The 12,715-nt window shown below is 65.4% G+C and carries 10 protein-coding genes; 8 read left to right on the top strand and 2 right to left on the bottom strand.

Annotated features, from left to right (window positions below; translation table 11 throughout):
• Window positions 1–16 precede the first annotated feature (16 nt).
• From dxr to lpxB, 8 genes are all read left to right on the top strand, one after another.
• Complete coding sequence (gene dxr / locus AB7F10_RS16485; RefSeq protein WP_428562550.1) at window positions 17–1,243, top strand: 1-deoxy-D-xylulose-5-phosphate reductoisomerase; 1,227 nt, start codon at window positions 17–19, stop codon at window positions 1,241–1,243.
• Between the two features lie 48 nt (window positions 1,244–1,291).
• Window positions 1,292–2,443, top strand: coding sequence for an RIP metalloprotease RseP (gene rseP, locus AB7F10_RS16480; protein WP_428562552.1), 1,152 nt, complete (start codon window positions 1,292–1,294; stop codon window positions 2,441–2,443).
• A gap of 209 nt (window positions 2,444–2,652) precedes the next feature.
• Complete coding sequence (gene bamA, locus AB7F10_RS16475) at window positions 2,653–5,133, top strand: outer membrane protein assembly factor BamA (protein ID WP_428562554.1); 2,481 nt, start codon at window positions 2,653–2,655, stop codon at window positions 5,131–5,133.
• A gap of 37 nt (window positions 5,134–5,170) precedes the next feature.
• Window positions 5,171–6,235, top strand: coding sequence for a UDP-3-O-(3-hydroxymyristoyl)glucosamine N-acyltransferase (gene lpxD, locus AB7F10_RS16470; RefSeq protein ID WP_428562556.1), 1,065 nt, complete (start codon window positions 5,171–5,173; stop codon window positions 6,233–6,235).
• Window positions 6,232–6,681, top strand: coding sequence for a 3-hydroxyacyl-ACP dehydratase FabZ (gene fabZ, locus AB7F10_RS16465; protein WP_428562558.1), 450 nt, complete (start codon window positions 6,232–6,234; stop codon window positions 6,679–6,681). Before lpxD ends, fabZ begins: the two co-directional genes overlap by 4 nt.
• Window positions 6,682–6,688: 7 nt before the next feature.
• Window positions 6,689–7,498, top strand: a complete 810-nt coding sequence (gene lpxA, locus AB7F10_RS16460) for an acyl-ACP--UDP-N-acetylglucosamine O-acyltransferase (RefSeq protein WP_428562560.1) — start codon at window positions 6,689–6,691, stop codon at window positions 7,496–7,498.
• 7 nt (window positions 7,499–7,505) lie between these two features.
• Entirely contained in the window at window positions 7,506–8,411 is a 906-nt protein-coding gene (locus tag AB7F10_RS16455; protein ID WP_428562562.1) for an LpxI family protein, read from the top strand.
• Window positions 8,412–8,413: 2 nt separating this feature from the next.
• Window positions 8,414–9,568, top strand: coding sequence for a lipid-A-disaccharide synthase (lpxB, locus tag AB7F10_RS16450; RefSeq protein WP_428562564.1), 1,155 nt, complete (start codon window positions 8,414–8,416; stop codon window positions 9,566–9,568).
• Here the strand turns inward: lpxB and gltA are convergent, their stop codons facing one another.
• Window positions 9,569–10,879, bottom strand: coding sequence for a citrate synthase (gene gltA / locus AB7F10_RS16445; protein ID WP_428562566.1), 1,311 nt, complete (start codon window positions 10,877–10,879; stop codon window positions 9,569–9,571).
• Between the two features lie 226 nt (window positions 10,880–11,105).
• On the bottom strand, window positions 11,106–12,527 hold the full coding sequence (gltX, locus tag AB7F10_RS16440; protein WP_428562568.1) for a glutamate--tRNA ligase: 1,422 nt from the start codon (window positions 12,525–12,527) through the stop codon (window positions 11,106–11,108).
• Window positions 12,528–12,715 lie beyond the last annotated feature (188 nt).

Below are 12,715 nucleotides of genomic sequence, written 5' to 3'. Positions count from 1 at the left end.
CGGGAGCGCATCGATCATGAATGTCGCGAATCTTGCGCGCGCAAAAAGTGAGCCGGCGAAGGGGACACGGTCGATCACCATTCTCGGCGCCACCGGATCGATCGGCGCCAGCACCGTCGATCTGTTGCGAGCCAACCGCGAACGCTTCCGGGTCGAAGCCGTCAGCGCAGGCCGCAACGCGGCGCAGCTCGCCCGGCTGGCGCGCGATCTCGGCGCCCGCTTTGCGGCGATCGCGGAGCCGGCGCTTTACAAGGAGCTGAAGGACGAACTCGGCGCATCCGGCATCGAGGCCGCCGCCGGCGCCGATGCGCAGGTTGAGGCCGCGCAGCGCCCGGCGGACTGGGTGATGGCGGCGATCAGCGGCGCGATGGGCTTGCGCCCGACGCTCGCGGCGATCGAGCGCGGCGCGACGGTTGCCCTGGCCAACAAGGAGTCGCTCGTTTGTGCCGGCGGCCTGTTCATGCGGCGCGCGCAGGCAACGCGCGCGACGGTGCTTCCGGTCGATTCCGAGCACAATGCGATTTTTCAGTCGCTGTCCTCCGGCACGCATGCGGAGGTGAGGCGCATCGTCCTCACCGCGTCGGGCGGGCCGTTTCGCGGCTGGACCGCGGAGGCCATTCGCGCGGCGACGCCTGAACAGGCGCTCCAGCACCCCAACTGGTCGATGGGCCCGAAAGTGACGATCGATTCCGCGAGCCTGATGAACAAAGGTCTCGAACTGATCGAGGCGCATCACCTGTTCGGCCTGCCGTCCGCGAAGATCGACGTGCTGGTGCATCCGCAGTCGGCGGTGCACGGGCTTGTGGAATTTCAGGACGGCTCGGTGGTCGCACAGCTGGGCGCGCCCGATATGCGCATTCCGATCGCCCATTGCCTGTCCTGGCCGCAGCGCATGGAGACATCGGCGCCGCGGCTCGATCTTGCGCAGCTCGGCGCGTTAACCTTCGAAGCACCTGATCTCGCGCGCTTTCCGGCGCTCGCTCTGGCGCGCGGCGCGCTCGAGGCCGGCGGCGGCGCGCCGACGGTGCTGAATGCGGCCGATGAGGTTGCCGTTGCGGCGTTTCTTGACCGCCGGATTGGTTTTCCCGGTATTTCCGCGCTGGTCGGCGCCGTTCTTGAGGCCGCAGCCCGGAAAGGGGCAATGGCAGAACCCGACAGCGTCGAGGCCGCTATCGCCGTTGACCATAATGCAAGATTAATGGCCGCCGACCTCTTGCCCGAAATCGCCGCAAAGGCATCCTAGTGGTATTAACGGTTTGGAAACCACGCGGCGGCGGGCGGGAGTAGTGTCATGAGTATCGATCTGTTGGGCGGCATTTCCGCCCTTGGGGGTGGAATCGTGAGCTACATCGTTCCGTTCCTGTTTGTCCTGACGATTGTCGTCTTTTTCCATGAGCTGGGTCATTTCCTGGTCGCGCGCTGGTGCGGGATCAAGGTGCTGGCTTTCTCGATCGGCTTCGGACCGGAGCTGATCGGCTTCAACGACCGTCACGGCACCCGCTGGAAGATCGCCGCCATTCCGCTCGGCGGCTATGTGAAGTTCCTCGGCGATGACAACGCGGCGAGCGCGCCGGATCAGGAAGCGCTGGCGACGATGTCGGAGCAGGACCGCAAGGTAAGCTTTGCCGCCCAGCCGGTCGCCTCGCGCGCGGCGGTCGTCGCGGCAGGTCCGATCGCGAATTTCCTGCTGGCGATTGCGATTTTCGGCGGCGTTTTCATGGTGTTCGGCAAGCAGACGACGACCGCGCGGGTCGACACCGTTGTGGCCGGCAGCGCGGCGGAGACGGCCGGGTTCAAGCCGGGCGACCTCGTCGTCTCGATCAACGGCAGCAAGATCGACAGCTTCAACGACATGCAGCGGATCGTCAGCGTCAGCGCCGGTGAGTCTCTGAACATCGGCATCGAGCGGGACGGCGCGCTGACCACGTTGAAGGCGACCCCGGCGCTCAAGGAAATGAAAGACAGCTTCGGCAACGTCCACCGTCTGGGCGTGCTCGGCATCAGCCGGTCGATGGCTCCGGGCGATATCCGCACCGAATCGGTCGGTCCGATCCGTGCGCTGGGCCTCGGGGTCAGCGAAACCTGGTTCGTGATCGACCGCACCATGACCTACATCGCCGGGATTTTCGCCGGCCGGGAGGCGGCCGATCAGCTCGGCGGCCCGATTCGCATTGCTCAGGTCTCAGGGCAGGTTGCGACCGCCGGCTTCGGGGCGCTGATCCATCTGGCTGCGGTTCTGTCGGTCTCGATCGGTCTTCTGAACCTGTTCCCGATTCCCTTGCTCGATGGTGGGCACCTTTTGTTCTACGGAATCGAGGCTGCGCGCGGCCGCCCGCTGTCCGAACGGGCCCAGGAAATGGGCTTTCGCATCGGTCTGGCCGTGGTCGTGATGTTGATGATTTTTGCAACCTTTAATGACATCGTTCATCTGGCGACGTCTTGAGCGCTGGCTTGAACGGCGTTCGGAGCGTTGCCGAACGGACACTTTGAAGGGGGAAACTCAGTTTTCCCCGACGAAAAGTTGCCGTTATGGCGGGAAGATCGGTTGCACTGCCTTGAAAACGCTGTAAAAAGTGTCGAAAGCTTGCCCAGAATTCAGCAGAATCCGCGGCAGGGGTCGGCGGCCGTAAGGGTCAATAGGGCGCGTTTCGCATGGGACTTCTAGTGCGGGTGGTACGAGGGCTGGCCATTTTCTGCGTGGTCCTCGGGGGGCTTCTTGTCGGTCTCGTCAGCATTGGCGTGACCGCATCCGGCGAAGCCGCCGCCCAGACTCCGAGCTCGATCGTCGTAGTGGGGAATCGGCGCGTCGAAGCCGAGACCATCCGCTCGTATTTTCATGCCGGCCCGGATGGCCGGCTCAGCGCCGTTGAGATCGACGAAGGCCTCAAAGGTCTGGTCGCGACCGGCCTGTTCCAGGACGTGCGCATCGATCGTTCGAGCGGCCTGAAGGTGGTTGTCACCGAAAATCCGGTCATCAACCGCATCGCCTTTGAAGGCAACAAGAAGGCCAAGGACGACCAGCTCAAGACGGAAGTCCAGTCGAAGCCGCGCGGGACGCTGTCGCGTCCGATGGTGCAGGCCGACGTGCAACGCATCGTCGAGGTCTATCACCGCAGCGGCCGCTACGACGTCAAGGTCGTGCCGAAGGTCATCGAGCTGCCGAACAACCGCGTCGATCTCGTGTTCGAGATCAACGAGGGCGACAAGACCACGGTTCAGGAAATCCGCTTCGTCGGCAACAAGTATTACAGCTCCTACCGGCTCAAGGACGTCATCAAGACGGCCCAGTCGAACTGGCTGAGCTTCCTGCAGACCACCAATATCTACGATCCCGATCGCCTCGAGGCCGATCGCGACGCGCTGCGCCGCTTCTACCTGAAGCACGGCTTCGCGGACGTCCGGATCATCTCGGCGGTCGGCGAGTACGATCCCTCCAAGAAGGGCTTCGTCATCACCTTCACGATCGACGAGGGCGGCCGTTATCACGTGTCCAGCGTCGACGTCGTGTCGAACGTTCGCGCCATCGATCCCAAGTCGTTGCGCTCGCAGCTGCGTCTCGACAAGGGCGACATCTATAACGCCGAGGCGGTCGAGAAGACCGTCGAGAACATGACCATCGAAGCGTCGAAGCGCGGCTATGCCTTCGCGACGGTGCGTCCGAGCGGCGATCGCAACTTCGACAAGAAGACGATCAACCTCGTCTTCGTGATCGACGAAGGCCCGCGGGTCTACATCGAGCGCATCAATATCCGCGGCAACACCCGCACGCGCGACTACGTCATCCGCCGCGAATTCGACGTTGGCGAGGGCGATGCCTACAACCGCGCGCTGATCGATCGCGCCGAGCGGCGTCTCAAGAACCTGAACTTCTTCAAGTCGGTGAAGATCACCAACGAGCCGGGCTCGGCGCCGGACCGTGTGATCATCAACGTGCAGGTCGAGGAGCAGTCGACCGGTCAATTCACGGTCGGCGGCGGCTATTCGACGACCGACGGCTGGCTCGCCGAAGTCGGCGTGTCGGAGCGCAACCTGCTTGGCCGCGGCCAGCTGGCGCGCGCCAGCGTGCAGTACGGCCAGCACACGCGCGGCTTCGAGCTGGGCTTCGTCGAGCCGTACTTCCTCGGCTATCGCCTCGGCGCCGGCGTCGACGTGTTCGTCAAGAACACCACGGCCTCGTCCTACGTGTCCTATGACACCAAGAGCTACGGCGCCAATTTCAAGCTCGGCTTCGCGCTGACCGAAGAAGTCACGCTGCAGCCGCGCTACTCGATCTACCAGCGCGAGCTGGGGCTGCCAGAATACCTGAACAATTGTAAAAATCCGACGACAGCCCCGGCTTCGATGTTTGTTGGCGGTACGCCCGCTGGCTACGTTCCGCACCAAATTCCCGTGGTCCGCGGTTTGAATCCTGATGAGTGTTACGCCGACAACGAAGCGAGCCTTGCGGTCCGCAAGGAGCTTTCGCAGGGCGCGGTCCTGACCTCGCTGCTCGGCTACACCCTCAGCTACAACACGCTCGACAACAACAAGAACCCGACCAGCGGCACCTTCATGTCGTTGAGCCAGGATTTCGCCGGCGTCGGTGGCGACGTGAACTTCATCCGCACCCAGGCGGACCTCCGCAACTACCGCGAGATCATGCCCGACGTGATCGGTTTCGTCCGGTTGCGCGGCGGTCATATCGCGAGCTGGGGCGGCAAAGATCTGCGCATGCTCGACCACTTCCAGATGGGCCCGAACCTGGTCCGCGGCTTCGAACCGTCCGGATTTGGTCCGCGCGACACCTCGCAGCCAAACAGCAGCCAACAGGATTCGCTGGGCGGCAGCATGTACTGGGGCGCGACCGCAGAAGTTCAGGTGCCGGTGTTCTGGTTCCCGAAGGAGATCGGCATCAAGCTCGCCGGCTTCGTCGATGCCGGTTCGCTGTGGAACTACAAGGGACCGACCTCCTGGGATGTGACCGGCGAAACCCTGAGCGTGGCCGACTCCTCGTCGATCCGCGCTTCGGCGGGTGTCGGTCTGCTCTGGGACTCGCCGCTCGGCCCGCTCCGGTTCGATCTCGCCTTCCCCTTCATGAAGGAGAGCTACGACAAGACGCAGGTCTTCCGGTTCAGCGGCGGCACGACGTTCTGATCGCAGCTTCCGGCCGGCTCGCGCGGCCGTACAACGCATGACCGCTTGTGTCTTCTTCAGGCGAGGCCCGGGCCTCTCGGTTGCCGATATCGCCGCGCTGACGGGAGCCGAGCCGCGCGGCGCGGTGGCCTTGGAGGACCGCATCGACGGCATCGCGCCGCTCGAAACCGCCGGTCCTCGCGATCTCGCCTTCATCGACCAGCCGAAATTCGAGCGGCATCTGGCGTCGACACAGGCCGGCGTTTGTCTTGCGACCGAACGCTTCGCCGGCGGGGTGCCGGCCGGCGTCAATGTGCTGGTCGCGAAGAATCCCTATTCCGGTTTCGTCGCCGTCGCGCATGCGCTGTTTCCGCAGGCCTTGCGCCCGTCCTCGCTGTTCGAGGCGGAGGGCATTGCGAGCGATGCGACGATCCATCCGACCGCGCGGCTCGAAAGCGGCGTCACCGTCGAGGCCGGTGCCGTCATCGGCCCGCGTGTCGAGATCGGGGCCGGCAGCATTGTCGGTCCGCTCGCCGTCATCGGGCCGGACAGCCGGATCGGCCGGGATTGCACGGTCGGCGCCGGGGCGGTGATCACCCATGCGCTGATCGGCGACCGGGTCATCCTTCATTCGGGCTGCCGGATCGGCCAGGACGGTTACGGCTATCATCCCGGCCCGAAGGGACTCCAGAAAGTTCCACAGGTCGGCCGCGTCATCGTTCAGGACGATGTCGAGATCGGCGCGAATTCCACAGTGGACCGCGGCAGCATGCGCGACACCGTGATCGGCGAGGGCACCAAGATCGACAATCTGGTGCAGATCGCCCATAACGTCGTGATCGGTCGCCACTGCATCATCGTTTCGCAGACCGGAGTTTCCGGCAGCGTGACGGTCGGCGACCGGGCCATGTTGGGGGGGCAGGTCGGTCTTGCCGACAATCTGACCATTGGCGAAGGCGCGCAAATCGCCGCCAAGGCCGGCGTCATGACCGACGTGCCCGACGGCGGCCGCTGGGGCGGTGCGCCGGCGCAGCCGCTGCGGGAATTCTTCCGCCTTCAGGTGGCGCTGCAGAAGCTGATCGAGAAGAAACCCGCCGCGCGCGACAAGGACAAGGCCGAATGAGCGATACGATCGACGCCGTTGGAATTCAGGGCATTCTCAAGGCGCTGCCGCATCGTTATCCGTTCCTGATGGTCGACAAGGTCATCAACATCAACGGCGAGCAGAGCGCGATTGGGATCAAGAACTGCACCTACAACGAGCCGCATTTTCAGGGGCACTTTCCGGACAATCCGATCATGCCGGGCGTGCTGCTGCTGGAAGGCATGGCGCAGACGGCGGGCGTGCTTTGCGTGCTCGCCTCGCAGCACCAGAACTTCAAATACGTGTTCTTCATGACGATCGATCAGGCGAAGTTCCGCCGGCCGGTCGTCCCCGGCGATGTCGTCGAATTCCACATGGACATGCAGAAGAAGCGCAAGAACATGTGGTGGTATCGCGGCGAAGCCCGGGTTGGCGGCGAAGTCGCGGCCGAGGCGATCCTCGGCGCGATGATGCGCGAAGGTTGATGCCGTCATGACAACGATCGATCCGACCGCGCGGGTCGCCTCCGGTGCGGTGATCGGCAAGGACGTTTCGATCGGTCCCTATGCGATCGTCGGACCGAATGTGGTCATCGGAGACGGCTGCGAAATTCACGGCCATGTCAATCTCGCCGGCCACACCGAGCTTGGACCGCGCAACCAGGTGTTTTCCTTCGCGTCGATCGGCAGCCCGCCGCAGTCGGTGCACCACAAGGGTGAGCCGACCCGGCTGATCGTCGGCTCGGACGGCGTGTTTCGTGAAGGCGTGACGATCAATACCGGCACCGCCGGCGGCAAGGGCATCACCGTCATCGGCAACAACTGCTTCATGATGACGGGTGCGCACGTCGCGCATGATTGCGTGGTGGGCGATCACGTCACGTTTGCCAACAATGCGACGCTCGGCGGCTTTGCCGAAATCGGCGACAATGTGTTTCTCGGCGGGCTCTGCGCCGTGCATCAGTTCACCCGCGTCGGCGAACTGGCGATGATCGGCGGGCTGGTCGGCGTCACCTCCGACATCATTCCCTATGCGATCGTCATCGGCCACCGCAGCAATCTTGCCGGTATCAATCGCGTCGGCTTGCGCCGCCGCGGCCTCTCCGGCGAGGCGATCCGCAATGTCTATCGCGGCTACCGCGCGATCTTCGAGGGCACGGGTCCGCTGAAACAGCGCACCGACAAGGTCGCGGCCGACTTCGCCGGCGATGCCTATGTCATGCGCATGGTCGAGTTCATCCGCGCCGGCAACGCGCGCCGGATCGCCGGGCCGCGCAGCGCCGGCGCGTCGGACGAAGACTGACGCGGCCATGCCCGCCTCCGCGCCCATCGCCGCTTCGGCCGCCCGGACGCAGGCGCTTGGGACGCCGGAGATCGGCCCGCTCGGCATCATCTGCGGCGGCGGCGTTGCCCCGGCGGCGGTCGCCGATGTCGTGGTCAAGAGCGGCCGGCCGGTGATGCTGTTTCCGTTCCGGGGCTTCGCCAGCGCGGCGGACGTCGAACGGTTTCCTCACGAGTGGATCGCGCTCGGCCAGTTCGGCCGTTTCAAGCGGCTCGCCCGGCGCCACGGTTGCCGCGATTTCATCTGGATCGGCGGCCTGACGCGGCCACGGATCGGTCAGCTCCGCTTCGATCTCGGCACGATGCTGATGCTGCCGGACATTATTCGGGCGTTTCGCGGCGGCGACAATCATATGCTGACGACGCTCGGCGCGTTTTTCGAGCGCCACGGCTTTCGTATTCTCGCCGTTGCGGACGTCGCGCCGGAGATGTTGGCGCCGGAAGGTGTGATGACCGCGCGCGCACCGACGCCCGAAGACCGGGCGGACATCGAGAAAGGGCTCGATCTGATTGCAACCATCAGCCGGTTCGACGTCGGCCAGGGCGCGATTGTCGCGCGCAATCATGTGCTCGCCATCGAGGGCATTGAAGGCACCGATGGCATGCTTCGCCACGCTGCCGCGCTCCGGGATGCCGGCCGCATTCGCAGCGGCGAGCGCACCGGCGTGCTGGTGAAGATGCCGAAACGAGGGCAGGACCTGCGTTTCGATCTGCCGGCCGTCGGACCGGACACCGTCGCGGGCGTCGCCGCCGCCGGATTCGGCGGCATTGCTGTCGCTGCCGGACGAACCATTGTGGTCGATATCGCCCGCGTCGTCGCCGATGCGGATCGCGCCGGTCTGTTCGTGATCGGGGTCAAGGCGCGGGAGGCTTGAGCGTGCCGCGTCCGCTGAGGGTCTTTCTCGTCGCGGCCGAGGAATCCGGCGACCGGCTCGGCGCGCCGCTGATGCGGGCGCTGCGCAGCATGCGGCCGGAGGTCGAATTTACCGGCGTCGGCGGCGCGCAAATGACGGCGCAGGGCATTACGCCGCCGTTCCCGATCGACGAATTGTCGATCATGGGCTTCACGTCGATCCCCGCAAAACTCCCGAACATTCTGCGCCGCATCCGGCAGACCGCGGCAGCGGTCGCCGCCGCAAAGCCGGACGTGCTGGTCATCATCGACAGTCCCGATTTCACCCACCGTGTCGCGCGCCGCGTCCGCACGGCGATGCCGGACCTGCCGATTGTCGATTACGTCTCGCCGAGCGTGTGGGCCTGGCGGCCCGGTCGCGCCAAAGCGATGCGCGCTTATGTTGACCATGTGCTGGCGCTTCTGCCATTCGAGCCGGAGGCGCATCGGCGGCTTGGCGGACCGGCCTGCACTTATGTCGGCCATCCGATGATCGAGCGGATCGCTGAACTGCGGCCGAACACGGACGAAGCCCGCCGACGCGAGGCCTCACCGCCGGTGCTGCTGGTGATGCCCGGCAGCCGTCGCGGCGAGTTGAAATACATGCTGCCGATCTTCGAGCAGACGGTCGCGCAAGTCGCGGCGACAGTGGGGCCTCTTGAGGTTGTGATCGCGGCGGTGCCGCGTCTTGCCGCCGGCATCGAAAGCGTCGTTGCATCGTGGCGTGTGCGTCCGCGCCTCGCGGTGACGCAGGAGGATCGGGACGCCGCATTTCGCGCCGCCCGCGCAGCGCTGGTCAAATCCGGGACCGGCACGCTGGAACTGGCGCTCGCCGGGGTGCCGATGGTGGCGTCCTACAAAGGCTCGGCGATCGAGGCGTTTATCGCGCGGCGCCTGGTCAAGGTTCCGACCGTGATCCTCGCCAATCTGGTGCTGGGCGAGAAGGTCGTGCCGGAATTCCTGCAGGAGGATGCCGAGCCGGGACGAATGGCGGCGGCGCTTGCGCCTCTGCTTGGCGACACTGCGGAACGCACCCGGCAGGTCGAAGCTTTCAACCGTCTCGACGCGATCATGGAAATTGGAACGGCGCGGCCCAGTGACCGCGCCGCTGAAATCGTTCTCAAAGCCGCAGAGGGCTGATTACTTCCGCCGCGAGATCGGCACGTAATCGCGCTGCGTCGCGCCGGTATAGAGCTGGCGCGGCCGGCCGATCTTCTGGCGCGGATCCTCGATCATCTCTTTCCACTGCGCGATCCAGCCGACGGTGCGGGCGAGCGCGAACAGCACGGTGAACATCGAGGTCGGGAAGCCCATCGCTTTCAGTGTGATGCCCGAATAGAAGTCGATGTTCGGGTAGAGTTTCTTCTCGATGAAATACTCGTCGTGCAGCGCGACCTTTTCCAGTTCCATCGCGACGTCGAGCATCGGATCGTCCTTGATGCCGAGCTCGGTCAGGACCTCGTGGCAGGTCTTCTGCATGATCTTGGCGCGCGGATCGTAGTTCTTGTAGACCCGGTGGCCGAAGCCCATCAGGCGGAAGCTGTCGTTCTTGTCCTTCGCGCGCTTGACGAATTCCGGGATGCGGTCCGGCGTCCCGATCTCGGCCAGCATGTTGAGCGCGGCTTCGTTCGCGCCGCCATGCGCCGGGCCCCAGAGGCAGGCGCAGCCGGCGGCGATGCAGGCGAACGGATTGGCGCCCGACGAGCCGGCGAGCCGCACCGTCGAGGTCGAGGCGTTCTGCTCGTGGTCGGCGTGCAGGATGAAGATGCGGTCCATCGCGCGCGCCAGCACCGGGTTCGGCTTGTAGTCCTCGGCCGGTACGGCAAACGACATGCGCAGGAAGTTCGACGCGTAGTCGAGATCGTTGCGCGGATAAACGAACGGCTGACCGACCGAATATTTGTAGGCCATGGCCGCGAGCGTCGGGATCTTCGCGATCATGCGGATCGAGGCGATCATGCGCTGATGCGGGTCGGAGATGTCGGTCGAGTCGTGATAGAAGGCCGACAGCGCGCCGACCGAGCCGACCAGCACCGCCATCGGGTGCGCGTCACGGCGGAAGCCTTGGAAGAACCGGCTCATCTGCTCGTGCACCATGGTGTGGCGCGAGACGCGATAGTCGAAGTCGGCCTTCTGCGACGGCGTCGGCAGTTCGCCGTAAAGCAGGAGATAGCAGGTCTCGAGGAAATCGCCGTGCTCGGCGAGCTGCTCGATCGGATAGCCGCGGTAGAGCAGGATGCCTTCGTCACCGTCGATGTAGGTGATCTTGGACTCGCAGCTTGCCGTCGAGGTGAAGCCGGGATCGTAAGTGAACATCCCGCTGTCGCCGTAGAGCTTGGAGATGTCCACGACGGAGGGGCCGATCGACCCGTGATAGAGCGGAAAATCCCAGTTGCTGTTGCCGACGGTCAGCTTGCCGGAATCCGAGGTTTTGTTCGTTTTTGCGTCCATGATCGGGCCCTCGAAGGCGGGTGGAACCGGCCCGCCCGGTTGTGCACCGGTGGGCAAGCGGATCGGCGGTTCGTCGCCATCCGCGAAGCGTGTCGTCTGCCTAACTCATAGGAATGTGCACTGCAAGATAGCGCAATGCAGGGCTTTCCGCCATGCGAGGCGGAGCTTCCCGGCGTTTCTGCGGGGTGAAACCGGGGGACAAGAGGGCGCCGGGCCGCCGCCCCGGTCAGGAAATCTGGTCCTGCAGCCGCGCGAGCGTCTCCTCGCGGCCGAGCAGGTTCAGCACTTCGAAAATCGGCGGCGAGGTGGTGCGTCCGGTCAGCGCCGCGCGCAGCGGCTGGGCGACGGCGCCGAGCTTCAGCCCGGCCTGTTCGGCAAAGGCGCGGACCCGCGCCTCGGTCGCGGCCGCGCTCCAGTCGTCGCCGTCGGCCAGCTGTCGGGTCAGCCCGGACAAGATGGTCCTGGCCTCGGCCGTCAGCAGGCTGCGGGCCTGCTCGTCCGGCTCGATCGGCCGGCTTGCCCAGAGAAAGCGCGAACCGGCGAACAGCTCGACCAGCGTCTTGGCGCGCTCCTTCAGGCTCGGCATCGCAGCGATCAGCGAGGCGCGCAGCGCCGGAGTCATCTTGGCGATCAGTTCTTCGCCGCCGGCGATGTGCGGTAACAGGCCTTCCAGCGCCGCGACCAGATCGGCATCCGGCGTCGCGCGCATATAGTGGCCGTTGAGGCTCTCGAGCTTTGCGAAGTCGAACCGCGCCGGCGAACGGCCGATACTCTGGAGGTTGAAGGCCGCCACCATCTCCCCGGTCGAAAAGATCTCCTGGTCGCCGTGGCTCCAGCCGAGACGGACCAGATAGTTCCGCATCGCTTCTGGGAGGTAGCCCATGGCGCGGTAGGCATCGACGCCGAGCGCGCCGTGGCGTTTCGACAGCTTCGAGCCGTCGGGGCCGTGGATCAGCGGAATATGCGCCATCACCGGCACCTGCCAGCCGAGTGCGTCGTAGATGTGCTTTTGCCGCGCGCCGTTGGTCAGATGGTCGTCGCCGCGGATGATGTGGGTGACGCCCATGTCGTGATCGTCGACCACCACCGCGAGCATATAGGTCGGGCTGCCGTCCGAGCGCAGCAGGACGAGGTCGTCGAGATCGGCGTTCTGCCAGACGACGCGGCCCTGCACCTGGTCCTCGATGACCGTCTCGCCGGTCTGCGGCGCCTTGAGGCGGATCACCGGCTTGACGCCGGGGGGCGCCTCGGAAGGGTCGCGGTCGCGCCAGCGGCCGTCATAAAGCCGGGCGCGGCCCTCGCGGCGGGCCGCCTCGCGCATCGCGGTCAGTTCCTCGGGGCTCGCGTAGCAGCGGTAGGCCATGCCGGCGGCGAGCAACTGCTCGACCACTTCGCGGTGACGGGCGGCGCGGCCGTGCTGGAAGACGATGTCGCCGTCCCAGGACAGGCCGAGCCAGGTTAGCCCCTCGATGATCGCGTTGATGGCGGCGGTGGTCGAGCGCTCGCGGTCGGTGTCCTCGATCCGCAGCAGCATCGTGCCGCCACGGGCGCGGGCGAACAGCCAGTTGAACAGGGCCGTTCGTCCGCCGCCGATATGGAGGAAGCCGGTCGGGGACGGCGCAAATCGGGTGACGACAGGGTCGCTCATCGCGGGCGCGATGTACCACAATTGGGCCAACCGTCCACGCTATTTAAGGCTTGGGTCACTTAACGGTCCGGCGACCCTGAGGGGCGACAAGCCTTTCCCTGCGGCGGCAGATTTGGCAGATAGGCCGGGCAAAAGCGCGTTGACGCGCGTCTTCAACGCGCCAGGCGAGCGGTTTGCGCCGCAGGGCG

The organism is Pseudolabrys sp. (assembly GCF_050250095.1).
GTDB lineage: Bacteria > Pseudomonadota > Alphaproteobacteria > Rhizobiales > Xanthobacteraceae > Pseudolabrys.
This window is presented reverse-complemented; position numbering and strand designations above follow the sequence as displayed.

Bases quoted from the DNA above. Each gene is read 5' to 3' on its own strand.
- dxr (WP_428562550.1), top strand. From the start codon at position 17: ATGAATGTCGCGAATCTTGCGCGCGCAAAAAGTGAGCCGGCGAAGGGG.
- rseP (WP_428562552.1), top strand. From the start codon at position 1,292: ATGAGTATCGATCTGTTGGGCGGCATTTCCGCCCTTGGGGGTGGAATC.
- bamA (WP_428562554.1), top strand. From the start codon at position 2,653: ATGGGACTTCTAGTGCGGGTGGTACGAGGGCTGGCCATTTTCTGCGTG.
- lpxD (WP_428562556.1), top strand. From the start codon at position 5,171: ATGACCGCTTGTGTCTTCTTCAGGCGAGGCCCGGGCCTCTCGGTTGCC.
- fabZ (WP_428562558.1), top strand. From the start codon at position 6,232: ATGAGCGATACGATCGACGCCGTTGGAATTCAGGGCATTCTCAAGGCG.
- lpxA (WP_428562560.1), top strand. From the start codon at position 6,689: ATGACAACGATCGATCCGACCGCGCGGGTCGCCTCCGGTGCGGTGATC.
- AB7F10_RS16455 (WP_428562562.1), top strand. From the start codon at position 7,506: ATGCCCGCCTCCGCGCCCATCGCCGCTTCGGCCGCCCGGACGCAGGCG.
- gltA (WP_428562566.1), bottom strand. From the start codon at position 10,879: ATGGACGCAAAAACGAACAAAACCTCGGATTCCGGCAAGCTGACCGTC.
- gltX (WP_428562568.1), bottom strand. From the start codon at position 12,527: ATGAGCGACCCTGTCGTCACCCGATTTGCGCCGTCCCCGACCGGCTTC.